This is a genomic window from Corynebacterium sp. Marseille-P4611, from assembly GCF_916618765.1.
Lineage (GTDB): Bacteria > Actinomycetota > Actinomycetes > Mycobacteriales > Mycobacteriaceae > Corynebacterium > Corynebacterium marquesiae.
In genome coordinates, this window is the sequence record NZ_CAKAKD010000001.1 from 982,568 (window position 1) to 1,008,092 (window position 25,525).

The window sequence follows — 25,525 nt, forward strand, 5'->3', positions numbered from 1 at the left end:
TTGCATGTTCATTGGCGGTTAGGAGTCTTGCGGGTCGTCGTCAAGCGCGGTGTCCTTGGCGTTGCTGACATATTTGCGCCACCAGTAGATGAGCAGAAGCACGATGATGGCAGTGGCAGCCAGGATGGCCCACATCCACCACTGCCAGTGAACACCCGAGCTGTTGAACGCGGCCTCGTCTTCCGGATCCATCGGCACTCGGTGGCCTGCGACGAGCAAGCGGTGGGTATTAACACCGTAGGGGGTGCAGGTAATGAGCGTAACGAGGTCCTGGCCTGGCTCACGGTGGAGCAAGCTGGTGTCCGCAGGCTCGACGACCCGAATATCGTGTACCTCGTATTTGAGCTTCTCGCCGCCGGCGGCGATGTAGAAAGCATCGCCCTTCTTGACCTTGGTGAGGTTGTCCCACAGCGTGGCATTTTGTAGGCCTGTGTGGGCGGAAAGTGCTGCGTGCCGACCCTCGCCATCACCTACGCCGCCGACAGGTAGGTCCGTGCCGTAGAGGTGGCCAGCGCCGCGGGAGAGCGCCTTTTCTGAAGTGCCGTGATAAATGGGCAGATCGGAATCGATAGAGGGGATGACGATACGACCCATGGCATCGGTCTCAGACAATACCGACAGGTACTGGCGGTAGCGCTGGTACTCGGGGGAGTCTTCGTTATCGGTGGTGGTCCACGCGTCGCCAATGCTGATTTGGCCCAACCCGGCGTTGTAGGCTTGTGCTTCCTCCCACGCGGTGTGCAGAACCTCAGGCGGGGCTTGTTTTTCGAGCTTTGCGTACTCTTCCGCGGCGCGGGACTGGTTGTAGTTATTCCATTGCGTGGCTACGACGGGGTAGAGCAGGACGCCAAGGCCGACGAGAATCAGGATCAACGCGATGATGGCGTTGTGGTTGGTGCCTTTTTTCTTGGCTGCGTCGGTGTTTTCCGCTGGTTCCTGCTTGCCCATTGTGTCCTTCCTGTGTGGGGTCTGTTGCGGTGCGTCCTGGTATTGGCGTGGGGGTAGTTTTTGAATCTCAGGCTAGGGAAGATGTAGCTCTGAGAGAAAACGTGTCTGTCTAGTCGCCGATAACAAAGCACAGGGCTTCATACCGATTCAGAGTTGCCTCGTCGATGACCAAGATTTGATCAACCGCGCGCTGTTCGTGGAGCTCATCGATTGTGCGGGGCGCAAGATCTTGAAGTACATGCTCACGCTCAGCGCGAAGATCCGCTGTGGTTTTAGGCGTGAAGATAGGGGCTGTCATGGTCCATCCTGTAGGTATGAAATTAGTCCATGAAATGGGAAAACAAGTGGAGCCGACGACGGGAATCGAACCCGCGCCAGCAGCTTGGGAAGCTGCAGTTCTACCATTAAACTACGTCGGCACTGCGCGCTTGCACGCTCCGGCCTACTATACACCGCGGCCTTCGGCATGAGTAGAATTGGGGCCGTGCTTCTTTCAGATCGTGATATCCGTGCCGCCATTGACGCCGAAGAACTGGGCATCGAGCCCTTCGACAGCGAACTTATCCAGCCCTCGTCCGTAGATGTGCGCCTGGATAAGTATTTCCGAGTCTTCAATAACTCGCGGTACACGCATATTGACCCCAAAGAGGAAATGCCGGACCTCACCACCTTGGTGGAGGTAGAAGAAGATCAGTCCTTCATCCTGCACCCAGGCGAGTTCGTGCTCGGCGCCACGCTGGAAAAATTCACCCTGCCGGCAGACTTGGCCGGCCGCTTGGAAGGCAAGTCTTCCCTCGGCCGTTTAGGATTGTTGACCCACTCCACCGCGGGCTTTATTGACCCAGGCTTTTCCGGTCACATCACGCTCGAGCTTTCTAATACCGCCAACCTGCCCATCGCCCTGTGGCCGGGCATGAAGGTGGGGCAGCTGGCTATCTTCAAGATGACTTCACCAGCGGAAAGCCCATATGGCACCGGCTCGCTGGGCTCGAAGTACCAGGGTCAGCGCGGACCGACGCCATCGAAGTCTTACCTGAATTTTCGATAGGCTTAAACCGGCATTCACATAGAGCCTCTAATATGGGGCTTTATGCGTATGACTGTAATCGGCACCGGATACTTGGGTGCAACCCATGCTGCCTGCATGGCCGAGCTTGGCCATGAAGTACTAGGCGTGGACGTAGATGACAATAAAATTTCCGCTCTTAAATCGGGCAAGGTTCCGTTCTATGAACCGGGCCTACCGGAGGTTCTCGAGCGCAATATCGAGGCCGGCCGTCTTGACTTCAGCACGGACTATGAAGAAGCAGCCGCGTTCGGCAACCTGCACTTTTTGGGCGTAGGTACCCCGCAGCGCCGTGGTTCCTATGCAGCGGATATGACCTACGTGAAGGCCGTTATTACGGACCTGGTGCCCAAGCTCAAGGGCGATCACATCATCTTCGGTAAATCTACCGTCCCGGTCGGCACCGCCGCGGAACTTCAGGAACTAGCCAATGAGGTTGCCCCAGAAGGCACCACCGTGGAAATCGCGTGGAACCCGGAGTTCCTGCGTGAGGGCTACGCCGTCAAGGACACCATCACCCCAGACCGCATTGTTCTCGGCGTGCGCGAGGGTGAAAGCCGCGCCGAAGAGGTAGCGCGCGAGGTCTATGCCCAGCCGCTATCGCAAGACACCCCGTTTATCGTGACGGATTGGCAGACTGCAGAGCTGGTCAAGGTCTCCGCTAATGCGTTCCTAGCCACCAAGATTTCCTTTATCAACGCCGTTTCTGAGATCTGCGAGATTGCTGGTGCAGACGTTACCGCTCTTGCCGACGCCATTGGGCTCGACGAGCGCATCGGCCGCAAGTTCCTTGGCGCCGGCCTCGGCTTTGGTGGCGGTTGCCTGCCCAAGGATATTCGCGCCTTCATGGCGCGCGCCGGTGAGCTTGGCGCCGACCAGGCGCTGACCTTCCTGCGCGAGGTGGACGCCATTAATATGCGCCGCCGTGACCGTGTGGTGGACCTAGCCAAGGAAGCCTTCAATGGGTCCCTGCTTGGCCACCGCGTGACCGTGCTGGGGTGCGCGTTCAAGCCGAATTCCGATGACGTGCGCGATTCGCCCGCCCTTGCCGTGGCCGGTTCTTTGTCTTTGGCTGGTGCGGCAGTAACCGTCTATGACCCAGAAGGCATGGACAATGCCAAGAAGGTATTCCCCACCTTGGATTACGCCGCGGACACTGACGATGCCCTGCGCGAGGCAGAGTTGGTGATTCTGGCAACCGAGTGGAAGCAGTTCAAGGAATTGAATCCGCAACAAGCGGGCCAGCTTGTGGATAATAAGCACATTATCGACGGCCGCAATGTGCTGCCTGTCGCAGACTGGCAGCAGGCCGGCTGGAAGGTCGAGGCTTTGGGCCGCACCCTTTAACTAGGGTTATGCCAAAAGGCGATACGGAGGGCTGAGCAGTGAGGAACATTGCTCGGCCCTCTCGCTTGTGCCTAAGCCAGTTCATGTTTAGGCGGCTACACGGCTATGCGGAATCGTAAACGCTGCGATAAGTGTGGTTATCGGCACTGCGAGGATTAGAGCCATCGCACCCACACCGGAGCGAAGCAACTCGGTGGCGACGAGATCGCTGGTGAGCATCTGGCTGGCGGGGCGCTGCGCTGCGGTAATGAGTAAAAGGAGCGGAAGCGTGGCGCCGGTATAGGTGAGGATGAGTGTGTAGATCATCGAGGCAATGTGATCCCGGCCTACCTTCATTGCAGAAAGAAAGAGTTCTCTTGGGCGCGCGTCTGGGTCGGCTTCGTGGAGCTCGGTGACTGTGGAGGCTTGGCCCACGGCGACATCGGCAAGGCTGCCAAGGGAGCCGACAACGAAACCGCACAGTAGCACTCCAAGGATGGAAACGCCCGGCATATAGAGCAAGAGCTTTAGGTTGTCTTCGGAGCTGTAGCCCTGCAACTGCGAGGTATCGATCGTGGCCCAGGCGAGGAATGCCGCGATAATGAGAGCTAGCAGCGACCCACCTACCGCTGAAGCTGCTTTCCAATTTGCCCCGTGCACGAGTGGTACGGCGACCAAGATGATTGCGGCGCAGGAAACGAGGGCGGTCCAGAGGGGACTATGGGCCTCGATAAGCGCAGGCAAAAGGAACGCAAAGACTACGCCAAGGCTAATCGCCAAGCCGATGATGGCGCGTACCCCCTGCCATGCGCCGAAAACAATTACGATGATGGCAACGATTACCGCCCACAAGATTAGGCTGCCGGTGCGCTGATAATCCGCAAAAGCATAGGTAACCGCCCCAGACGGGTCAGTAGCCTTGGATAAGACTATCTTGTCGCCGGTTTCCAACTGCGGATCGCCAGCTTTGCCATAGGTGACCAGCTGGGTCATGTGCCCTGCGTCTTCGCCAGAGGTGATTTTAACTAGTGCGCGATCGCAATATATCTCTTCCGTGCCGGGGATAAGGGGAGGAGTGTCAAAGACCTGTCCCGTTTGTTCTGATTGACAAGCCGAATGGTCAGCCGTATCTACCGTGCCCTCTACCTGTGGGTGATTGAGCGTATAGGTTTGCTGAAATTCCGCGGACGTGTGCTCATTGGCAGGGCTGTTGGGCCAAAGTATTACCAAGCCAGCAACGGTAGCTATGAGCGCTGCGGCGAGCGCGCCAAGAAGGCCTATCCGCCAATGATTTTGAGCTATCGAAGTAAAAAGCCGGCTCCACAGGGCGGAAGCCGGCTGGGACTTGATTGCCGCAGAATGTCTTCCCATGCACCTTATTGTGACGGATTATCACTATCATTAGCAACTGGCGGGAAGAAAATTACTGTTTGTAGCTCACAAGGAAGTTACCTAGGCGCTCAATGGCGTTTTCAATCTGGGATGCCCACGGCAGCGTGACCACGCGGAAGTGATCTGGGTTCGGCCAGTTGAAGCCGGTTCCCTGCACCATGAGGATCTTTTCCGCCTTCAAAATATCCAGCATGAGTTTGGCATCATCATGGATTTCATACACATTCGGATCCAGGCGCGGGAAGAGGTAAAGCGAGCCCATAGGCTTTACCGCGGAAACGCCGGGAATCTCATTGAGCTTCTCGTAGGCGATATTGCGCTGGCGCAAAAGACGCCCGCCGGTACCGGTGAGCTCAAAGATAGACTGCCGGCCACCCAACGCCACCTGGATAGCGTGCTGCGCCGGTACGTTCGGGCACAGGCGTGTTCCGGCCAGAAGCTCAAGGCCTTCGATGAAGCCACGGGCGTGGTGCTTAGGGCCGGTAAGTACCATCCAGCCGGCACGGTAGCCACACACGCGATAGGCCTTGGATAAGCCATTAAACGTGATGGTGAGCAGGTCCGGGGCGAGCGAAGCGATGGAGATGTGCTGCGCGCCGTCATAAAGAATGCGGTCATAGATCTCATCGGCCAAGATGAGCAGGTTATGCTCGCGGGCGATATTGACGATCTTCTGCAGCACTTCGCGCGAGTAGACCGCACCCGTTGGGTTATTCGGGTTAATGACCACGATGGCCTTGGTTTTATCCGTAATCTTGGACTCGATGTCCTCGATGGATGGATTCCAATCATCGTCCTCATCACACAGGTAGTGCACTGGGGTGCCACCTGCCAGGGACGTAGCTGCGGTCCACAATGGATAATCCGGTGCCGGGATGAGAACCTCATCGCCGTTATTGAGCAGCGCTTGGGTGGTCATGCTAATGAGCTCGGAGACGCCATTACCCAAGAAGACATCGTTGATATCGAAGGGCGGGAAGTCCTCCAGCTCGTAGCGGGTAACGATGGATCGGCGGGCAGGAATGATTCCCTTGGAGGTGGAATAACCCTGGGAAGTAGGCAGGGCAGCGATCATATCGCGCATGATGACATCGGGTGCTTCGAAGCCGAAGACGGCTGGGTTACCGGTGTTGAGTTTTAAGATGGTGTGCCCATCGAGCTCCATGCGTTCCGCTTCCGCAGAGACCTCGCCGCGGATGTCATACGCGACGCCCTTGAGTTTGTCGGACTGGTCAAAGATGCGGTGTTTCGGAGAAGTCATGGAAGTATTGTGCCACGATTCACAGCTACACAAAATGCTTCAACACCGGCAATGACTATTTTTTATTCCACTCGTTGAACTTGCGCTTGGCCAGATCCATAGCCTGTCCGGTAATTTCGCCGGCTTGCATGCGACGATCGGCCCACATCTTTTCTTCGATCATTTTTTGCTGTGCGCGCTCATGTGCCGTGAGCGCGCGAATCTCGCGCAATTGTTCTTTCTCAATCTGGCGTACAGATGGGGCGTGCCACGAGGATGGACCCACCTTGGCAACGTAGAGCAGAATCCACAGGATAGGGATGAGCGCGGCTGCTGCCGCGCCTCCTAGCAAAAGCCATGGGTTGCTCAAGGTCGCGCTCATCACGATAAGCGTTGGGCTGGCAACGGCAAGCAGCACCGAGCCGGAAAGGGCGGTCGCAAACTTTGGCTTCTTGCCCGCATTATGGGCGCGCGTTACCTCACCGCGGGAATAGACCTTGACCTCGTGGGAACCACGCGCCGGAATGTCTTGAAAGACGGGCACGAGGTCTTGGTGGGTGTGTGCCCGCATGACGTCGTCCGAGCGGTCCTCGAACTCCTCCATGGTTAACCGGCCTTCACCCACGGCGCGGGCGAGGTCATTGATGGCATCGTTGCGCTCGGAATCGGACAGGCGCAGCGTCCGATTGATAGGGGAAGAACCAAAGTTATTACTCACATCTTCCAGTCTAGGAAAATTCTGCCCTTGTAGGGACGTGCTCTTAGCGAACGCTGCCTATAGATCCTTTGTCTCAGCGGCGGAGATTTCCTCGTCCTTCTTTTCCGGCTTCTTCTTTCCTCCTACCAGGCTGGCCAGGAATGGGAAGACGGCGACGGTAAGTGCGCCGCCGGAGACGAAGATGGAGGCATTTTCGGGTTCCATAATCTTCGAGTTCACCGCCAAGGTGGTCACCGCCACGATGATCGGCAGACCGGTGGCGGAATACAATCCCACTTGGAGGCGCTCGCGGAAGGTTTCAATATTAGATCCGGTATGCGCTACATTTTCGCGCAGAAAGACTGGCAGACCGCGGGTCACCAGAATGAGGGCTGGAATGCCCAGCACCTTCCACGGATTATGAGCGATGGTATCCCAGCTAATGCTCATGCCAGAGACCACAAAGAAGACTGGGATGAGCATGGAATAAAACACCACATCGAGGCGGTGCTCTAGGCGACGGTGGAATTCATCCGGGATGATGCGGTTCAAAATAATGCCAGCGGCAAAGGCGCCGAGCACGATATCGAGTTCAAAGACTGCCGTAACCGCCATGAGGATGGCCAGAATCAGGATGATAAGACGCAAGATCGTCTGGTTGGTTGAACCCGCACCAGAGATAAAGGCGGTCTTCACCCAAGGGATCGTTGATGCGATAGCCGCTGGCATGATGGCGACAGCAACGGCGATGATGATGAAGAACAACAAAATGATCATCGTCGTCAGCGTGGAACGAGTACCTAGCAACAGCGCCATTGCGGTAATGGGGGCGACCTCACCAATGGCACCATGAATCATCACAGAGTTGCCCACCTTGGTGCCCAGAATGCGGTCCTGCTTCAGCATCGGCGTCAGCGTGCCCAGCGCCGTTGACGTCAGTGCCAAGGCGACGACGATGGCACCTGGCACATTATCTACCAGGAAGTAGGCGCCCACCCCACAGGCGAGGGCACAGATTGCCCAAGTGGATAATGCCGTTCCGGCTTCCTTGGTTTTGAGGGTGGAGATTTGAATTTCAAAGCCTGCGAGGAGAAATAACGCTCCCACGCCGAGCTCCTTGAGCATTTCGATGCCTTCATCCTCGGCCGCAAGGTCGAGGACGGAAGGACCAATAATCATGCCGAAAATCAGCAAGAGGGCTACCGATGGAAGACGGTAGCCCAGCATATAAGAGACCAGCGGCGCCAGCAGCGCCGCGGCCATAATCCAGGCGAAAGAGACGAGGGAATTTGTATTTTCGGTTGCGCCTGCCGCCAGCAGCAGGGCATCGGTGGGGAGTCCCGCATTAAAATGCATGGACTACAGCGTACGCACCAATGCCCCTGCGCGCCTACTCAGATTCAGTCGGCTTGGGCACGCTTTCCGACGCCGGTGGTGCCGGAGCCGCCGGAGGTGCTGGCGGGGTTGGTGCGGCTGGCGGCTCAGCCTTTGGCGGGGTGGACGCAGCAGGGGCCTGTGGCGGTTTCGGTGCCGCAGGCGTTGCAGGCGCGCTAGGTGGTGTTGGAGCCGCTGGTGCGACGGGTGCCGCTGGTGCTTGGGGAGTTTGTGGTGCCGCTGGTGCGGTGGGGGCCGCAGGCGTTGCAGGCGCGCTAGGTGGTGTTGGAGCCGCTGGTGCCTTGGGCGCAGGTGCTGCTGGGGCACTTGGAGGAGTAGGGGCGCTTGGCGCCGCGGGAGCGGCTGGTGCCGCGGGTGCACTAGGTGGCGTCGGAGCGGCTGGTGCTGCATGCGGAGTCGGTGCCGAAGGCGCAGTAGGTGCACTTGGCGCGGGCGCAGCCGGTGCTACGGGTGCTGCGGGTGCGCTTGGTGGTGTTGGAGCGGGTGGTGCTTTTGGTGCAGGTGCTGCCGGGGCGCTCGGTGGGGTAGGCGCGCTTGGTGCTGTGGGAGCTGCCGGTGCTTGGGGAGTCTGCGGTGCAGCTGGCGGGGTCGGTGCCGACGGAGCAGAAGGTGCACTTGGCGCGGGGGCGGCCGGTGCGGCCGGTGCTGCAGAAGCTGCCGGGGTGTGGGTGGTGTTTGGGGTGGCGGAAGTGGGGGCGTCGGCAAGCGGGGTTTCTTTGGCGCTGGCCGACTTTTGGTGGCGCACAGGGGTGGAGAGGAAGGCCTTGGGATTGGGCTCCGGCAGGGTGCCGGACTCGTCGAGCGCGATGGAATTGCGCAGCATAACCGCCACGTCATTGACCTTGGTGGTGGGGGTGGAATCCTGCGCCAAGGACTTCACGCCGCCGGTCATCATGACATTGCAGAAGGGGCAGCCGGTGGCGATTTCTTCCGCGCCGGTCTCCAAAGCCTGCTCGGTGCGGAAATCATTGATGCGGGTGCCGAGCTTTTCCTCCATGAACATGCGGGCACCGCCGGCGCCACAGCAGAAGGCTTCATCACGGTTCTTGTCCATCTCGCGCAGCTCCACGCCGGTGGCCTCGAGCAGCTCGCGCGGAGGATCGAAGACCTTATTGTGGCGGCCGAGGAAGCAAGGGTCGTGGTAGGTAATCGGCTTGCGATTCTCCGGCGTGCGCGGCACCGGCTTGAGCAAGCCCTCGCGGACCAGGCGGTTGAGCAGCTGGGTGTGGTGGAAGACGTCGAAATGCCCGTCAAAGTCCGGGTACTCGTTGCGGATGGTGTTAAAGCAGTGTGGGCAGGTGGTGATGATCTTGCGCTGGCCCTTTGGCACACCATCGAAGGCGTTGTTGAGGGTCTCTACGTTTTGCTGCGCCATCATCTGGAAGAGGAACTCGTTGCCGGCGCGGCGGGCAGGATCACCCGTACAGGTCTCACCCGTGGAGAGCACGCCAAACTTCACGCCTGCGGTATGCAGCAGGTCTACAACGGCGCGGGTGGTGCGGCGGCCATCGTCATCATAAGCGCCAGCGCAGCCCACCCAGAGCAGGTATTCCATATCGGAGAAATCGGCCTCGTCTTCACCGATGATGGGGACGTCGATGCCATCGGCGCGGGCCTCATCGATCCAGGCGCGGCGCTCAGAGTTATTCCGGCCCCACGGATTGCCCTTGTTTTCCATATTCTTAAACAGGCCGGTGAGCTCGGAAGGGAAGTCCGATTCCGCAAGCACCTTGAAGCGGCGCAGGTCCGCGATGTGGTCGATGTGCTCAATATCGGTTGGGCACTGATCCACGCAGGCACCGCAGTTGGTACAAGACCACAGCACGTCATCATCGATAACGCCGGCCATGGACAGTACATCTAGGCCCTCATGCGGGTTGTAGTTATCCAGTGCGCCCTGGCGCAGGTCCATCATGACCTTTTTGGGGCTCAGCGGCTTTTCGGTATTCCACGCCGGGCATAGTTCTTGGCAGCGGCCACACTCAGTACAGGAGGTGGAATCCAGCAACATCTTCCAACTACCCGGGGTGATGTCTTCTTCCAAGTCCGGGGTGGGCAGTTCTTGCAATGCCTTTTCACCGGTGGCGTTGCGCTGGAAGAAGATATTGAAAAAGCTGGTGAAGCGGTGCCACATCACGCCCCACTGGAAATTGCGGGAAATGAAGACGATAAACAGCATGCCGGATAGCAGCTTGAACAGGGCGAAAAAGCTCACCAACGCCGGGGATTCGGGGAAGAGCTTGGCCAAGTGGATGCTCAAGAAATCCGCCCAGGCGGAGCCGCCCCCGTAGGTGGCGATCTTGGTGGACTTCACCAGGATCATGCCGAGTCCTTCAGAAAAGACAATGAACTCTACCCAGCGCGCTGAGGCGGTCTGGGAATTGAAGAAGCGGCTGCCGCGCTCGGTATCGCCGAGTTTGAGGCGCACGCCGATGAGAAATCCAATACCGAGGACCGTCGCGATGCCCAAGACTTCCTCGACGAAGTGGTAAACCGGCCAGTGGCTGAGCCACGGCCAGCCCTTATCCGGCGCAAAGGTTTGGATATAGGCTTCAAACCACACCAAAATGCCAAAGAGGAAGCCCACCATTACCAGCCAGTGGGCGGCATTGACCAGCGGTTTACCCTTGAAGTGGGAATGGCCAAAGACCTCCGCAATCACGCGCCATAAACGCTTGCCTAGGCTATCGGTGCGCTTGAGCTGGGTGGGTCCGCCCGAGCGGATGAACTTAATCAGGGTCCATACGCGGGTGAAAAAGTACAGCCACACCGGAATCGATGCGGCTATAGCTATCCAACCGAACACGGTGGTCATGCGTGCTCCTTTATTACTGATGCTCCACGTTGTTCTCTACCTTAAAGCCTAGGGGTGGAAATCCCAGAGTCTGTATTCAGTGCGGTATCGCGGTGGGGTGGGCTGTACACTGTCAAGATGAGAAACTCGGTCGCCATATTCTGCTAAACGTGCTGTACACGGCGGCGGAGTACCACCGGGGTTGGAAGCCGCAGCGTGGCCGAACCCGCCAAGAAGAGGACCTAGACCGCCGCAGAAAGGGCAAACCGCCATGGGCAAAACGAACATCACCAAGGCCGCGGTGGCCTTGACCGCGGGCCTTGCCGCCTTTGGCGTTACTGGATTCGCCGTGGCGCAGGGCGGCTTGACCGCGAACCTGGCCCTTTCCGGTAGCTTTTTCAAGATCACCATGGGGCACTTGGATGGAGAGGGCTTTTCGCTTTTTGTTGATGATGATCAAAAGGCCGAAGAGCACCTTCCTGTCGCGCGCATCAAGCTGGACCATGCCAAGGTCTCTGATCTCTGCCTTTCCGTGACGGTTCCCAAGGTGCCCGGCGTTGGTGGGGAGGCCACCCTAGCACTGAAGGCTGAGGGTGAGGGCAGCGTGGAATCCGATAGCCTGCTGGTCGGTGCGACCGACGTGGATGGTTCTTTGGTCATGCAGGATGTCAACGTGGGCATCGATGCGAATCAGCTCAGCGATACCGCGGATCCTGGTGCGTGGGGCCTGTACTCCAAGCAGGTCTCCCTCAAGGCGGACGATGTGAAGGCCACCTCAGTGGGTGCACAGCGCCTTTCTGCCAAGAACGTCGGAGTAACGGTGCGGAGGGGTTCGGATAATGGCTGCTGAGTCGACCACGGAAGACACGCAGACCCTCCCGGTGGCGGAGGCAACGGGCGAGGAGGAATCTAAGCCCAGCGCGTGGCAGCGCTTCCGCCGCTGGCGCAGCGGCCGGCCCTTCTTTCCGGGACTGTTGCTCATCTTGTCCGGCATCATCATTGCCGCACCGGCCTATATCACCATCCGCGTCTCTGACCTTTTGGTCATGATTTCCACCATCTCTGGCGTATCTACGCTGCTTATCGGCGTCTTGCTAGCCATGTTCGGCCTCGGCGCGTGGTTCCAGCCGGCAACCTCAAATTATGTCGGTGTGCTGGGCATCATCGTGGCCATTATCGCCTTGCCGACGTCCAACTTGGGCGGCTTCATCATCGGCTCCCTGCTCGGCATCATTGGCGGGGCCTTTACCTTTGCGTGGCAGCCGGGGGAGCAAAAGCGCCGCACCAAGGAAGCAGCAGAGCAATGACGAGGGCGATGCCGCGGGCGGCGCGTAGCTGCTTGGCCGTACTCACCTGTGCCCTGGTGGTGGGCGGTGCGAGCGGTTCCGAACGGGTTAATGCGCAAGATGCCCCGGCGGTTCCGTACTTCAGTACCGTCTTCGCGGATACGGTGACGCTGACGAAGAATGTCACCGTGTCCTTGGGCACTTTCCCCACCGCCAGCGGTGATGTGCGGGTTCTAGAGCTGAAGGGCGAGAACCTCGACATCGATAATCTGGGGATTACGCTACCCGGCCGCTACGGCGATGGCATGTTGACTACGGGAGGGGATACCACCGAGGTACGCGGCGGACCGGTGACCATTATGGCTACCGAGCTCACAGCCACCCCGGCGGTGGGTAAGGTTTCTACACCGCGGGCGGAAATCGATTTAAGCCGCGACGATATCAATGCCGTGTTGGACAAACTTGGTATTCCAGAGGCTCACCCCGTCCCCGATGCGGAAGTGCCCGATGTAGTCATGGATCATCTCGAGCTGCGCGATGTCACCCTTGAGCTGGTAAACCTCAAGGGTGCTCACTTCAGTGCGCCGACCGTGACGGTAGGGCTGGAATAGCTCACCGCCGGCGAAGACCTACCCTTGAGCGAACTGGGACTGATGCAGGCGCCAGTATGCGCCTTGGGCCGCAAGGAGATCGTCGTGCGAGCCTTGTTCCACGATGGTGCCGTTCTCCATGACGAGGATGAGGTCAGCATCGCGAATGGTGGACAAGCGGTGGGCAATGACGAAAGAGGTGCGGTCCGCGCGTAGCGCGTTCATCGCCTCTTGGACGAGGACCTCGGTACGGGTATCGACCGAAGAGGTGGCCTCATCAAGGATGAGCAGCGCGGGCTGGGCCAAGAACGCGCGGGCAATGGTGATGAGCTGGCGCTCGCCAGCCGAGATAGCACCGCCGTCTTGGTCGATGATGGTGTCGTAGCCATCGGGCAGCGCGTGAACGAAGCGGTCCACATAGGTCGCCTTTGCCGCCGCAATGACTTCTTCGTCCGTCGCATCCAAGCGGCCGTAGCGGATGTTCTCCATGATCGAGCCCTTAAAGAGCACGGCGTCCTGGAGCACCATGCCCACCTGGGAACGCAGGGTATGGCGAGGCATGCGGGCGATGTCGTGCCCATCAATGAGAATCTGACCACCATCTAGCTCATAGAAGCGCATGAGCAGGTTGACCAGGGTGGTCTTTCCGGCACCGGTGGGGCCGACAATAGCCGCGGTCTGGCCGGGCTCCACGCGCAGGTTGAGGCCGGTGATGAGCTCCTTCTCCTCTGCGTAGGAGAAGTCAACGTCCTGGAACTCCACGAGCCCCTGGGCACGGCCGGGAAGGTCCTCGTCGGTGGTGTCGGGGGCTTGCTCTTCGGCGTCGAGAAGCTCAAAGACGCGCTCGGCCGAGGCCACACCGGATTGCACCTGCTGCATCATGCCGCCGAGCTGGCCTAACGGCTGGTTGAACTCGCGGGAGTATTGGATGAAGGCAGTGGCAGCGCCCAGAGTCATGTGTCCATTGGCCACGCGCAGACCACCCAGGACCGCAATGGCCACATAAGACAGGTAGGACAGGAATTGCATGATGGGCATCATGATGCCGGACAGGAACTGAGCCTTAGCTGCGGAGCGGTAGAGCTCCTCGTTGCGCTTGTCGAATTCCTTCGTCATGGCCTCCGTGCGGCCAAAGACGATGGCTAGGTCGTGGCCGGAGAAGGATTCTTCTACCTGGCCGTTGAGCTGGCCGGTGGAGCGCCACTGCGTTGTGAACTGGCGCTGCGAGCGGCTGCCGATGATGCCGATAACTAGACCGGTAAGCGGCAGGGACAGGAGGGCGATGAGAGCGAGCTGCCACGAAACGCTGAACATCATGATGGTGATGCCAATGACCAGCAGCGCGTCATAAAACAGCTGCGATAGCGCCTCCTGCAGGGCCTGCTGCATGTTGTCGATGTCATTGGTGGTACGTGAGAGGATATCGCCGCGCTGCTGGGAATCAAAGTAGTTGAGAGGCAGCGCATTAATCTTCGCCTCCACGCGCTCGCGCAGGTCAAACACGATATCCATGCTTAACTTGTTGAGGATTGCTCCCTGCCACCACTGGAAGCCAGAGGAGACGATGTACATCGCGATCACGGTGATGATGAGCGTGCCCAGTCGGTTAAAATCGATGCCTTCACCGGGGACGAAGTCCATCGCGGAAGCCATATCCGCAAAGCGGTCCTGGCCCTCAGCACGCATGCCCGCAATGGCTTGCTCGGCGGAGATATTAGAGGGCAGGTTGCGCGAAATGACGCCGGCAAAGATGACGTCCATGGCCTTGCCCATGATCTTCGGGGCTACCACGGCCAAGAAGATGCAGACTATGTTCATTGCCGCGACGGCCCATAGGTGGCGCTTGAAGGGAGCAAGCAGGGAGAAAAGGCGTTTGGTGGAGGGCCAGAAATTCTTGGCCTGACGGGGTGCGGAGCCGCCCATCGGATCAAAACCGGTATCCGTGGACTCGGCGGTAGAGGTGGTGTTTTCAGCCATTAGTTTTCGCCCCCTGCCACACCGGCGGTTTCTTGGGAATCAACGATTTCTTGGTAGACCGCGCAGCGGCCCAGGAGTTCCTCGTGGGTGCCGCGGTCAACGATGCGGCCGGCGTCCAGCACCAGGATCTGGTCCGCATCGCGGATAGACGCTACGCGCTGGGCGACGATAATGCTGGTCACCGGCTTTTCGCGCTCGGCAAACGAGGCGCGCATTGCCGCCCGCACCTTGGCGTCGGTAGCCACGTCCAGCGCGGAGAAGGAATCATCAAAGAGGTAGATCAGAGGCTGGGCGACAAGCATGCGCGCGATGGACAGGCGCTGGCGCTGGCCGCCGGAGACATTCGTGCCGCCTTGAGATATGGGCATATCTAGGTCCTCAACGAAGTCAGCTTGGGCCACGCGCAGCGCCTCCCAGAGCTCTTCATCGGTGGCTTCGGGCCGTCCGAGGCGCAGGTTAGAGGCCACCGTGCCGCTAAATAGGTAGGCCTTTTGTGGAACCAGAGATACGCGCTGGACGATGTCCTGGCGGGCCAGGGAGGTGGTAGGGGTGGCGTCGATAAGCACCTGGCCCTCCGTCGGCACGTACAGGCGTGGGATGAGGGAAACCAGGGTGGTCTTGCCCGAGCCCGTTGAACCGATGATGGCGGTAGTGGTGCCGGGCTGAGCGGTAAAGGAAATGTCTTCTAGCACCGGCGCATCCGCACCGGCATAGGAAAAGCCCACGTTGCGAAATTCCACCGTGCCCACGCAGGCCTCCGGAGAGGTGGTGGAGCTGGGTGGAGTAATGGAGGGCTCGTGCTTGAGCACCTCGGTGATGCGGCGGGCACAGATAATGGCGCGCGGCAGCATCATCGCCATGAAGGTGCCCATCATGACCGCCGCCAGAATCTGGAGCAGGTACTGCAGGAATGCGGTGAGCGAGCCGACGTTGACCAAGCCCTCATCCACGCGGTGGCCGCCGAACCACAGGACCGCGCCCGTGGCCACGTTGAGGATCACCGTAATGAGCGGGAACATCACCACGAAAAGCCGGCCGATGTTCAAGGACAGGCGGGTGATGTTCTTATTTTCCTCGGTAAAGCGCTCGGACTCATAGGCCTCGCGCACGAAGGCACGCACCACGCGGATGCCGGTGATCTGCTCGCGCAAGGTGCCATTGATGGAATCCAGCTTGTCCTGCATGGAACGGAAGAGCGGCATGAGGCGGGAAATGATAACGGAGATGGTGCCGAGCAGTACCGCCACGGACACCCACACCAGCCAGGACAAGCCTGCGTCTTCACGCACGGCCATGATGATGCCGCCGATGGACATGATGGGTGCGGTCACCATGAAGTTCAGCATCATCATGTAGACCATCTGCACCTGCTGGACGTCATTGGTGCCGCGGGTAATGAGCGTAGGCGTGCCAAAGCGGCTCATGTCCTCAGTGGACAGGGAATTAACGTGGCGAAAAACCTCGCCGCGCAGATCCCGGCCGACACCCATGGCGGTGCGGCTGCCGCACCAGACTGCGCCAACAGCGGTGATGACTTGGGCAAACGCGACGGCCAGCATGATGCCGCCGGTGCGCCAGATGAAGTCCACATCGCCCTGAGCCACACCTTCATCGATGATCTTGGCATTAAGCGATGGAAGGTACAGCGTGGCGGCCGTAGATAAGGCCTGCAGGACAAGCACCGCGATGAAATACGGCGTATATGGCGCCGACCGTGTAATGAGAATGCGAACCAGATCCATGGACTCGCGCCCCTTTCCTTGCCGTGGCTGGGTAGCCGTGCAAGTTTATACCGGTGGTGGGTGGGGTGCTAGTCGGTAATTGCTGCTAAATCCCCACGTGAGCCAGCTGCGCGCGGGTGATGACGCTGCGCCAGTCTTCAAAATCCTGCAGTGGGGCGCATAGGCCTTCCCACGTGGTGACGGCCACGCCGCGAGCCTTGAGCTCCAATACGAGTAGCTCGCGGTTGCCAGAGGCGGCTAGGCGGTGGATTTCGTTCTGCGTGATGTCGCCGTCGGGTCCTACGTGCACATTGCCGATGAGGCGCAGGCGGGGAGTGGTGCCGGGGCCGCAGTGGGAGCTCGTGACGGCGTCGCCCAGCACGCCTGCCAAGCCTGCAAAGCGGCGGAGTAGACCGAATGGTGCGGTGCACTGGGTAATGAGGTCCACACACATGCCAGCGCTGATAAGCTTCTCGGCGGTGGATAGGGCCGCCGGGCCCTCCCCGATGATGGCTATACGCTGCATGAAAGTGCCTCCTTGTGCGGGGCGCGGACGCCCGCAATAGACTGTCTTGTCTGTAAATCTAGTCCGCTTGGTACGGATTGGAAACTTTTTATTCGCACCTCCCGCCAAGCTCAGCGGCTTTTCGCGCACAATCTCCTGCACCGCCTTGGGCTTTTGCCTAATGTGTGACGGCATGAACCCAACGACGAACCTGCTGGACGGTGGCAAGAACTACCGCGACCCCAGCATCTCCCCGGAAGGCACGCGCGATACCGCGCCGCTGGACGCCGAGGTAGCCGCGCGCAACCAGCAATTGGTGGACCAGTGGGCGGATAAGCTTTATGACGCCTCAGCGGAAACCATTACCGAATGGGCCGCCGAGCACGCACCCGGCCGCTTGGCCGTGACCATGTCCATGGAAAATACGGCCTTGGCTGAACTCGCCCACCGTGCTGGGCTCGATGCGGACCTGCTTTTCATCGATACCGGCTGGCACTTCCCGGAAACCCTGCAGGTAGCCGACGAGGTAGAAAAGCGCTACCCGGACCTCCCACTTGTTCGCGTGCTGCCTTTGCTCACCCCGGAAGAACAAGACGAGGTGTACGGCCCGCGCCTTTACGCTCGCGATACCGCGGCCTATAACCGCATGCGCAAGGTCGAGCCGCTGAATATGGCGATGGACCCATATGCTGGCTGGGTCACCGGCCTGCGCCGCGCCGATTCCGAACACCGCGCCACCGCCCCGGCGCTGAGCCTCGACCGCACCGGACGGTTGAAGATCTCTCCCATCATCACCTGGGATTTGGACGATACGGACTGCTATATCGAGGACAACGACCTCATCATCCACCCACTCACCCTGCAGGGATACCGCTCCATCGGCTGCGCCCCGCTGACTTTCCCGGTTGGTGAAGGCGACGATGCCCGGTCCGGGCGCGTATTTGCAGACGGCAAGACAGAATGCGGGTTACACGAATAATGAGCACACTTTCTCCACACTTAAAATACCTAGAAAACGAGTCCATCCACATCCTGCGCGAGGTGGCCGGGCAGTTCGACAAGGTCGGCATCCTCTTTTCCGGCGGCAAGGACTCCGTCGTTGTCTTCGAGCTAGCCCGCCGCGCCTTCGCCCCGGCCACGGTGCCGTTTGAGCTGCTCCATGTCGATACCGGCCACAACTTCCCCGAGGTCATCGATTTCCGCGACCGCCTCGTGGCAGAATCCGGCGCTCGCTTGCACGTAGCCCGCGTCCAAGATTGGATTGACCGCGGTGACCTGCAAGAGCGCCCCGACGGCACCCGCAACCCGCTGCAGTCCGTGCCGCTGGTAGAGACCATCGCCGAGCGTGAGTACGACGCCGTCTGCGGTGGCGCCCGCCGCGATGAGGAGCGCGCCCGCGCCAAGGAGCGCATCTTCTCCATCCGCGATTCCTTCGGCGGCTGGGATCCCCGCCGCCAGCGCCCCGAGCTGTGGGACCTCTATAACGGCGGCAAGATGGCCGGCGAAAACGTCCGCGTCTTCCCCATCTCCAACTGGACCGAGTCCGATATTTGGGAATACATCGGCGCCCGCGAACTCGAGCTGCCCTCCATTTACTACTCCCACGAGCGCGAGGTATTCAAGCGCAATGGCATGTGGCTAGCGCCTGGTGAATGGGGTGGACCGGCCGAGGGCGAGGAGCTGGAAACCCGCACCGTGCGCTACCGCACTGTGGGCGATATGTCCTGCACCGGCGCCGTGGAATCTACCGCATCGACCCCGGACGAGGTGCTCGCGGAGATCTCCATTTCCACTCTTTCCGAGCGCGGCGCCACCCGCGCCGATGACAAACTTTCCGAGTCCGCCATGGAGGACCGCAAGAAGGAAGGCTACTTCTGATGACCACGACCCTCACGCCGAATGTCGGCGCCCTCAAGCAGCGCGATACGCTGCGCCTGTGCACCGCCGGCTCCGTTGATGACGGCAAGTCCACCTTCGTCGGCCGCCTGCTCTATGACACCAAGTCCGTGCTTGCAGACCAGGTGGAGTCGATGGAGCGCACCTCCACCGACCGCGGCTTCGACGGCATGGACCTTTCCTTGCTTGTCGATGGCCTGCGTGCCGAGCGCGAGCAGGGCATTACCATCGACGTGGCCTACCGCTACTTCGCCACGGATAAGCGCACCTTCATCCTCGCCGATACCCCCGGCCACGTGCAGTACACCCGCAATACGGTCACGGGCATGTCCACCTCTCAGGTGGTGGTGCTTCTTATCGACGCCCGCCATGGCGTTGTCGAACAAACTCGCCGCCACCTCAACGTCGCCGCCCTCCTTGGCGTGCGCCACGTGGTCCTCGCGGTGAACAAGATTGACCTGGTGGACTACGACGAGCAGGTCTTCCGCGATATCGAGTCCGAGTTCAACCAAATCGCCACCCGCCTGGGTATCACCGATACCACCGTGGTACCGATTTCCGCGCTCAAGGGCGATAACGTGGTCGAGCGCTCCACCACCATGGAGTGGTACACCGGACCGACCGTCCTCGAGGTGCTCGAGACCGTCCCCGTGGCCACCGGCCGCGCCGATGAGCTGGACTTCCGTTTCCCCATCCAGTACGTCATTCGTGAGCACGCCTCCGATTACCGCGGCTACGCCGGTCGCGTGAAGGCGGGGTCCATCTCCGTGGGCGACGAGGTCCGCCTGCCCGAGGGCCGCACCAGCACCATCACCCAGATAGACACTGCTGACGGCCCCGCCGACTCCGCCGCCACCGGCGACTCCGTGACGCTCCTGCTTGCCGACGACGTCGATCTCGCCCGCGGCGATCTCCTCGCCGGACCCCAACGCCCCGCGGCCACCCGCGAATTCGACGCCACCGTTGTGGGCCTGACCGAAAAGGACATTAAGCCCGGCCAGATGCTCAAGCTGCGCTACGGCTCTTCCCTGGTTAAGGCCCGCGTCGCCGCCGTCACCCGCACCCTGGATCTTGATGGCGTTTCCGATGTCGAGGACCCCGAGTCTGTCGCCATGAACGACATCGCTCACATCACCATCCAGACCCAGGCCGAGCTCCCCGTCGAGGACTATGCCGCCCGCGGTGCGGTGGGCAACTTCCTGCTCATCGATCAATCCTCCGGCAACACCCTCGCCGCCGGCTTCGTAGGCCACCGCCTGCGCTAGTCGTCCTGTGCGCCGCTGCTACTGCTCTCACCGCTCATCATTATGATGCCAGTGATACCGAGCAACAGCGGCGTGGAGATACCGAACACCGTAGGCCCTACTACGGTTAAGTTCACGATCAGCAGGACACCGCCGCCACCAGCGCGAAAGCCTAGAACGCGGCCACTTCTTGGCTGCCGCGCCCCCTCTAGGCTTTTGGTACTTATGGGAAGAATACTTCTCCTACAGCGGGGCCGAGCTCTGAGAAAAATTCTGGAGTGTTGCCGGCGACCTTTCCCTGCCATTGGATTTTGTCATCTTCGTTGTAGTCCAATGCGCTGGCCAGCGTATCTCCGGCTAATCGGTCCAACCAGCCTTCTATAGCGGTTTCTTCTTCCGATATGGCAGAACCAGGTCCCGGAAGAACTGTCATTTCCAATCCCACGTACGCAATCCCTTTCGGAGCCGAGACTGTGAAAACGGCGTATGCGAGTCCCGCTGTTCTCCACACCGCCCGAAGTTCTACTGCAGCCGGAGAAAGCCCATTGTCTCCTGCGTAGTATCGCTTTAGCAGGCAATTCATCTTCTCCGCGAATTCTGTTGAATTCCAGCCATCAGTCATCTTCATCATTCTTCTGGGGAAAAGGTCTTGATATTCACGGCGGCGATTAACTGTTGAAAGAGCCCAGCTTCTTTTCTAGTTTTCTGCATCCCAGAGCTTGTTATATTCGTCCGCAATCAAAGGCCACATAAAAGAGCATGCTTCGTCGTAAGAGCGGGCATCGGTAATGGCATGACCGCTGATAACTAGGTCGTGGTAAATCAAGCGGCCTGACTCATCGTGGCGTTCCTCTGGATCTGGAAACCTTAAAGCCAAGTGTCCATTGTAGCGCTCAAACACGCGGCGGGAGTTTTCAAAGCCCGAAAATGCCTCAAGATATGGCGGCAATGGGTCCTTATAGCCGCCATCGAGTAAGAACTTATGGCCCCAGTGTTTGCCTCGAGTAGCCCAGATTATTTCCATCGCGGCGACCTTTCGAGAATGTCGTTGTCTATGCTCTCTCGCAATTTCATGACGAAATCTGTGAGCAACAATTCCTTAAATGCATGTTTTTCAACCGCATCTTTTCGAGCTTCAGCAATTACCGGAATAGCCGCAGACATGAGGGGGTCAACCAGACCAGCGATACCTTGAGCCTTCGCTAGGAAGTTGAATGGCATCTTGTTTACTTTGCCAAGCATCGCAAAAGCGGATTGTGCTATACCAAGTCCCCTCTTCACCATCTTTTCGTCCGCTAGGCCAGCAGGAAGAAGTCGAAGTACATTCCATCGCTGGTAGCGCTGGATAGGCAATATTGTGGACAGTGGAAGCAATGCGTCGACGCCTTTGTGCTTTTCTAAATCAATACTGTCATTTTTGAATTCAGCCGAGGAGATAACGATATAGTCTTCTCCGACCGATAGGGCCTCATCACCATTGACAAAATCGGCCAAGACTTTGCGCAGCGCGTTCAGTTCATCTGCGGCATGAAGAATGACGAGTTCATGAAGCCTGTGCGCATCCAACTCCGGCATGAGGTCGGCTTTAGAAAGCGCGATAACCCAGATGCGGGGAAACTGCTCCAGCCGTTCATTGTCAGCAATGATGTCGGATTTAATGCCTAGCAATGTGTTCCGGAAGGTGCCGAATAGAGACTTGAGGTAGCGCTCTTCGTCGCCTTGGTGGTCGAGCAGCTTTTGTGCGTCAACCAAAACTAGCGCCACATCTGATTGGATCAGCTGGCGGAAAGTACGAGCCCGATCATTTCTTTCGCTTTCGGAGCTGACCTCGGACTCGAACCATTCGCCTGGATAGTCATGCCAAGTAATGCCAATGTGCGAATTCTTCTTCTTCGCGTCCAAAGGCTGGGACTCGGGGACGAATTTAAAACCGAATGGAGAGGAAACAAACTTATCCTGCATCGGAGCTTGGGCTTGCTCCTTCATTCCCAAGTATTTTTGGAGCAGTTTATTTCCGCGCGCAGAATCGTCCGCTAGGAATCTGTACCCGTTCTTATGGATGGTCGATGGCTCGTGGAGGCGGCCAAAGAGTGAGGAAAGAAGGACTGTCTTTCCGCTTCCAGCCTGACCAAAAACTGCGATGTGCTGGTGAATTTGTTGTTTGCTCATAGTGCGAAAATACATCAGCGGAAAAAATCATGCCTGACGCCTGCGAGAAATTCTTCAGAGGCCAAGGGGGCGGGTAAAAGCGGTGGATTGATTACGCCTTTAGCTGCCTACAGACGTTGGCGGGACGTCGCCGGACATGATGACCTTTTGCTGGCCTTCATCCCAGCGGAAGCCAGCGTCAGTCGTACCGGAGCGGTTCGCGTTGCCTTCACCTTCGCGTGGCCAGTGGTAGGTTACCGCGATCTCGGAGTCACTCACGCGCTCAATAGTGGGGGCGAATCCATAGGGCTTTGCCGTTGCGGTGCCTAAGTATTCGCCATGGTTAAACAACATGATGTGGAACGGTGAAGAACTAGTTCCTCCCTCAACCATCAGCGTTTCCCACGATAGAGATGCACAGGGATCGTAGCCTGAGGAATCGAAAAGCTCCCACCCGATGGTGCCCCATGGAGCGACTTGGGATACTCCCTCGGAGAATGCCGTTTGGGCATCAGCTGCACCACACGACGAGGCGGTGTCGGCTTCCGGGCTTGGCTGCTCGTCATCCATCACGACGTTCGGAGGCACCGGCCGAGTAGGTTCTTCTTCCGTCGCAGTAGAGTCAACGGGTGATTCTTCCAGCTTGGCATCGCTGTTTTCTTCTGTAGAGGACATTGTCGTCGACTCAACTGAAAACTCCTGCGCGGTTGTATGCGAAGTTTCGTCATCGCAGGAAGCCAGGGAGAAACTAATGAGCGTCGCACTCGCTGCAATGATTATACGGCCTAGGTGGGCAGATGATTTAGGCATAAGGTATTGCTTTCAAATTGAGGCGGTAGATGAAAAGTCAAAGGGGTGCACGCTGCGTTGTATCGGGTGTAGGGAGACAACGCAGCAGAAGGGGAGTGACAGGGAATCGAACGCGGAATCGGGGTTAGCAGGGGTCAGAGAAATCCGCGTCATTATTGAGGGAACGGGCATTACCGCCATACTTGGCCTTGAGCTCGCAGACCTTGTCCACGCTGTGGCCGGCTTTGTAGATAATGGCATAGACAGAGCCGCTTTCAGTGCGGCTGCGCAGGGAACTACATGCGCTGCCCCGGATGATCTTGGAGCCTGGGTACTTCTTGTGCACTCGGTAGGGCTCAGAAATCGGATCAGTTGCCGGCGGGATGATGACCGATTCCGCGATGAGTACGTAGCTGCCATCGCATTCGCCGTACCAATAATCTTCTGGCGGAAATTCCTCCTCAGCGGTAATGGGCCTGTCGCGAACCTTTGGAGTTTGCGTTTGCTGTGCATCGCAGAGTTGGAGCTGGTTGGTCAGCTCCTTCGGGGCGCCAGCCGTGTCCAACTTGCCCTTGTCGTAGCACTGATTGACGGAGTCTCCAGTGGTATTGTCAGACCGGTACAACTTCCACTCATTATCGGTCCAGTAGAACAGTCCATAATTTGAGGATTGCTTTTGGGCCATGTAAAGCCAGGTGCCATCGCAAAACAGCTGAAGCGTGCCAATTGGAACGTCCATTAGGTTGTTGGCTAACGTTCCACACTTTTCCTCTGTGGAAGGTCCAGTGCTAGCGCCCTTAGCTTGTGTAGTCTTAGCTTTCTCCTCGGGCGTGGATTCTTTTTCAGAAGTCGCCTGTTTAGTGGTTTCCTCGCTGTTGTTCTCTTGAGAATGAAAATTCGGTTCAGCGCTGCTCGAACCATCAGAATTCTTGTTTCCCGTTAGCGCCCAGGCACCTCCGCTGATTAGCGCGATAACGGTTAGGACGGCAACGACAATAATTGCGGTGCGCTTGCCTTTGCCTGAAGAGTTAGTGTTTGTTCCAGTACCGGAGTCCTGTACAGGGGAGGCAGATTCGTACGAATCTGAATATGGGGTTGAATCTGATGAACCCCAAGAATTCTTGTCGTTCAAAGGCAATGCTCCTTTGTGCGCTGTCCAGAGAGAGAAATGCGAAAGAAGAGGGAATGGTTAAGAATCATTCCGTGTCATACTATAGCCATATGAGTTGCAAGAATTCTCTCGAGTCGGACTATGAAAGGGGTATTTGCAACGTAATGAATCTTTCACGATGTAACCCTTAAGGATTAAGGTTGTCATCTGTTGGGAGACGGAGAATCAACGGTGGCGAAGCGGAGAGTTCCAAAATCCCCTAGGAAGGCTTCTTAACAATGCTCTTGCTCCGCGAAAGGGACGCAATGAAAGAAGTCCACAAAGGCCAATGTCCGGCTTAATCCCAAGCATGACCAAAAATTAAATCCCCGATGAGGGGGAGGAAGGAGCCCTCGTGGGTCTGGACCGCAATCTGAATGCTGCGGAATTACATGCAACTCGCAACCGGGTGAGCGTGTCCCCGGATCTCATCCGCCGTTTGGGCGGTGCCTTGGGCTATGACGCAATTGAGGCTTTTGGATCTGAGGCACAGACGGACTTGAGCAAGGTCTTTGACCTGGGGGACATCATCGATCTGATGTTGCTTAGCCAGTTACCGGAGATGGAGGTCGCGCCGGGAGTGGAGCAGCAGGTAGAGGGGGACGTCGCTAAGCAGCTGCTGCGGCGCATCAGTGCGGGTGATTATCTGACGCGTCAGCAGGTGCACGACCGCCTGCCGCGGGCGACGGTGATGTTGTACCGCATGGGGCATCCGCGCTTGTGGGCCTTTGCCGCCCGCCAGCGCCTGCCCCAGGACGCGGAAAGAGCCGTGCCGGATTCCTTCCACCGTGATATCACCGGCCCGTACACCACTCCGGAGGAAGCGTGGCTGGGCATGTACGTGGCCGATGCCACGCGGCTCGGGGAGCTAAACACCCAGGTAGATGGTGCCGGGTTGGACGAGGACAGGCAGCAGCGCCTGCGTCTGGGCATGAGCTTGGCCGATACATACCGCCAAGTGTGGAGCTCCGCGCGCGGCCATTGGCGCGTCAGCCCCCAGACGCGCTATATCGTGCCTTCGCGTTTTGGCTATTGCCCATTTGTCTTCCGCGTGGCCGAGGGTGGGTGGCGCCGCGATTCCTTCGAGGGGAGCCACGATCGCTTCATGGCCACGGAGGGCTATTGGATCGACGTGGAGCGCGAACGGCTCATTCACCTCGGCGCGCCAGACCCGCACGATGCTTGGCTGCCTACGGCGCGGGTCGCGGCCGAAGCACCGACGGAGGAAGACTTGGCCGTCGCCCGGGTGCTCAGCGGGAAAATCATTGCCCTTGGCGCTGGCCAGAAAAACATTACGATTCGCCTGCGCCAGAAGAACCGCACATTGAACTTTGACTAGGGCGGGCAGGTATTCTCGCAGG

24 protein-coding genes and 1 tRNA gene are annotated in these 25,525 nt (G+C 58.8%); 9 read left to right on the forward strand and 16 right to left on the reverse strand.

Features of this window, described 5'->3' with window-relative positions:
• Positions 1–18 precede the first annotated feature (18 nt).
• The 3 genes from LG376_RS04830 to LG376_RS04840 form a co-directional block, all read right to left on the reverse strand.
• The gene (locus LG376_RS04830) at positions 19–948 is read right to left on the reverse strand and encodes a class C sortase (protein WP_225746330.1); all 930 of its coding nucleotides are present in this window, start codon (positions 946–948) and stop codon (positions 19–21) included.
• Between the two features lie 109 nt (positions 949–1,057).
• A complete protein-coding gene (locus LG376_RS04835) occupies positions 1,058–1,246 on the reverse strand; it encodes a hypothetical protein (RefSeq protein ID WP_005325457.1) in 189 nt (62 codons plus the stop codon).
• A gap of 47 nt (positions 1,247–1,293) precedes the next feature.
• Positions 1,294–1,367, reverse strand: a tRNA-Gly gene (locus LG376_RS04840).
• Between the two features lie 65 nt (positions 1,368–1,432).
• Between LG376_RS04840 and dcd the strand changes: the two genes are divergently transcribed.
• Together dcd and LG376_RS04850 are read left to right on the forward strand one after the other, a co-directional pair.
• Positions 1,433–1,996, forward strand: coding sequence for a dCTP deaminase (gene dcd / locus LG376_RS04845; RefSeq protein WP_005329405.1), 564 nt, complete (start codon positions 1,433–1,435; stop codon positions 1,994–1,996).
• Between the two features lie 42 nt (positions 1,997–2,038).
• Positions 2,039–3,361: a UDP-glucose/GDP-mannose dehydrogenase family protein gene (locus LG376_RS04850; protein ID WP_225746331.1), complete on the forward strand. Its 1,323-nt coding sequence runs from the start codon at positions 2,039–2,041 to the stop codon at positions 3,359–3,361.
• Positions 3,362–3,448: 87 nt separating this feature from the next.
• Here the strand turns inward: LG376_RS04850 and LG376_RS04855 are convergent, their stop codons facing one another.
• Genes LG376_RS04855 through LG376_RS04875 form a run of 5 tightly spaced genes read right to left on the reverse strand, consistent with a single transcriptional unit; the run spans position 3,449 to position 10,879 of the window.
• A complete protein-coding gene (locus LG376_RS04855) occupies positions 3,449–4,711 on the reverse strand; it encodes a YibE/F family protein (protein ID WP_225746332.1) in 1,263 nt (420 codons plus the stop codon).
• A 52-nt stretch (positions 4,712–4,763) separates the two neighbouring features.
• The gene (locus LG376_RS04860) at positions 4,764–5,993 is read right to left on the reverse strand and encodes a pyridoxal phosphate-dependent aminotransferase (protein ID WP_049378968.1); all 1,230 of its coding nucleotides are present in this window, start codon (positions 5,991–5,993) and stop codon (positions 4,764–4,766) included.
• 55 nt (positions 5,994–6,048) lie between these two features.
• The gene (locus LG376_RS04865) at positions 6,049–6,690 is read right to left on the reverse strand and encodes a DUF1707 domain-containing protein (protein WP_225746333.1); all 642 of its coding nucleotides are present in this window, start codon (positions 6,688–6,690) and stop codon (positions 6,049–6,051) included.
• Between the two features lie 57 nt (positions 6,691–6,747).
• Positions 6,748–8,025 carry a cation:proton antiporter gene (locus LG376_RS04870; protein ID WP_225746334.1) on the reverse strand — a complete coding sequence of 426 codons (1,278 nt, stop codon included), beginning with the start codon at positions 8,023–8,025 and terminating at the stop codon, positions 6,748–6,750.
• Positions 8,026–8,059: 34 nt separating this feature from the next.
• The gene (locus LG376_RS04875; protein WP_225746335.1) at positions 8,060–10,879 is read right to left on the reverse strand and encodes a (Fe-S)-binding protein; all 2,820 of its coding nucleotides are present in this window, start codon (positions 10,877–10,879) and stop codon (positions 8,060–8,062) included.
• Positions 10,880–11,129: 250 nt separating this feature from the next.
• Between LG376_RS04875 and LG376_RS04880 the strand changes: the two genes are divergently transcribed.
• From LG376_RS04880 to LG376_RS04890, 3 genes are read left to right on the forward strand one after another with little or no spacing between them, the layout of a single operon-like run.
• Positions 11,130–11,708, forward strand: coding sequence for a DUF6230 family protein (locus LG376_RS04880; protein WP_179387067.1), 579 nt, complete (start codon positions 11,130–11,132; stop codon positions 11,706–11,708).
• A complete protein-coding gene (locus LG376_RS04885) occupies positions 11,698–12,165 on the forward strand; it encodes a DUF6114 domain-containing protein (RefSeq protein ID WP_225746336.1) in 468 nt (155 codons plus the stop codon). The genes LG376_RS04880 and LG376_RS04885 overlap by 11 nt, the downstream gene beginning before the upstream one ends.
• Complete coding sequence (locus tag LG376_RS04890; protein ID WP_225746337.1) at positions 12,162–12,755, forward strand: hypothetical protein; 594 nt, start codon at positions 12,162–12,164, stop codon at positions 12,753–12,755. The genes LG376_RS04885 and LG376_RS04890 overlap by 4 nt, the downstream gene beginning before the upstream one ends.
• An 18-nt stretch (positions 12,756–12,773) precedes the next feature.
• Here the strand turns inward: LG376_RS04890 and LG376_RS04895 are convergent, their stop codons facing one another.
• The 3 genes from LG376_RS04895 to LG376_RS04905 all read right to left on the reverse strand — a co-directional run bounded on the left by LG376_RS04895 (position 12,774) and on the right by LG376_RS04905 (position 16,958).
• On the reverse strand, positions 12,774–14,711 hold the full coding sequence (locus LG376_RS04895; protein ID WP_304505917.1) for an ABC transporter ATP-binding protein: 1,938 nt from the start codon (positions 14,709–14,711) through the stop codon (positions 12,774–12,776).
• Entirely contained in the window at positions 14,711–16,453 is a 1,743-nt protein-coding gene (locus tag LG376_RS04900) for an ABC transporter ATP-binding protein (RefSeq protein WP_225746338.1), read from the reverse strand. Before LG376_RS04900 ends, LG376_RS04895 begins: the two co-directional genes overlap by 1 nt.
• Before the next feature lie 85 nt (positions 16,454–16,538).
• Complete coding sequence (locus LG376_RS04905; RefSeq protein WP_225746339.1) at positions 16,539–16,958, reverse strand: methylenetetrahydrofolate--tRNA-(uracil-5-)-methyltransferase; 420 nt, start codon at positions 16,956–16,958, stop codon at positions 16,539–16,541.
• A 172-nt stretch (positions 16,959–17,130) separates the two neighbouring features.
• Between LG376_RS04905 and LG376_RS04910 the strand changes: the two genes are divergently transcribed.
• From LG376_RS04910 to LG376_RS04920, 3 genes are read left to right on the forward strand one after another with little or no spacing between them, the layout of a single operon-like run.
• Complete coding sequence (locus LG376_RS04910; RefSeq protein WP_225746340.1) at positions 17,131–17,916, forward strand: phosphoadenylyl-sulfate reductase; 786 nt, start codon at positions 17,131–17,133, stop codon at positions 17,914–17,916.
• The gene (gene cysD, locus LG376_RS04915) at positions 17,916–18,815 is read left to right on the forward strand and encodes a sulfate adenylyltransferase subunit CysD (RefSeq protein ID WP_225746341.1); all 900 of its coding nucleotides are present in this window, start codon (positions 17,916–17,918) and stop codon (positions 18,813–18,815) included. The genes LG376_RS04910 and cysD overlap by 1 nt, the downstream gene beginning before the upstream one ends.
• Positions 18,815–20,098, forward strand: a complete 1,284-nt coding sequence (locus LG376_RS04920; protein WP_225746342.1) for a sulfate adenylyltransferase subunit 1 — start codon at positions 18,815–18,817, stop codon at positions 20,096–20,098. Before cysD ends, LG376_RS04920 begins: the two co-directional genes overlap by 1 nt.
• Positions 20,099–20,300: 202 nt before the next feature.
• Here LG376_RS04920 and LG376_RS04925 read toward each other — a convergent pair whose 3' ends face one another.
• The 5 genes from LG376_RS04925 to LG376_RS04945 form a co-directional block, all read right to left on the reverse strand.
• Positions 20,301–20,699 carry a hypothetical protein gene (locus tag LG376_RS04925; RefSeq protein ID WP_225746343.1) on the reverse strand — a complete coding sequence of 133 codons (399 nt, stop codon included), beginning with the start codon at positions 20,697–20,699 and terminating at the stop codon, positions 20,301–20,303.
• A gap of 75 nt (positions 20,700–20,774) precedes the next feature.
• Complete coding sequence (locus LG376_RS04930) at positions 20,775–21,101, reverse strand: hypothetical protein (protein ID WP_225746344.1); 327 nt, start codon at positions 21,099–21,101, stop codon at positions 20,775–20,777.
• Entirely contained in the window at positions 21,092–22,246 is a 1,155-nt protein-coding gene (locus LG376_RS04935) for a GTPase (RefSeq protein ID WP_225746345.1), read from the reverse strand. Before LG376_RS04935 ends, LG376_RS04930 begins: the two co-directional genes overlap by 10 nt.
• A 99-nt stretch (positions 22,247–22,345) precedes the next feature.
• The gene (locus LG376_RS04940) at positions 22,346–23,035 is read right to left on the reverse strand and encodes an LppP/LprE family lipoprotein (protein ID WP_225746346.1); all 690 of its coding nucleotides are present in this window, start codon (positions 23,033–23,035) and stop codon (positions 22,346–22,348) included.
• A 124-nt stretch (positions 23,036–23,159) separates the two neighbouring features.
• Complete coding sequence (locus tag LG376_RS04945; protein WP_225746347.1) at positions 23,160–23,753, reverse strand: hypothetical protein; 594 nt, start codon at positions 23,751–23,753, stop codon at positions 23,160–23,162.
• Positions 23,754–24,519: 766 nt separating this feature from the next.
• On the opposite strand from LG376_RS04945, the gene LG376_RS04950 reads away from it, so the two are divergent.
• Positions 24,520–25,503, forward strand: a complete 984-nt coding sequence (locus tag LG376_RS04950; protein ID WP_225746348.1) for a hypothetical protein — start codon at positions 24,520–24,522, stop codon at positions 25,501–25,503.
• The last annotated feature ends 22 nt before the right edge of the window (positions 25,504–25,525 follow it).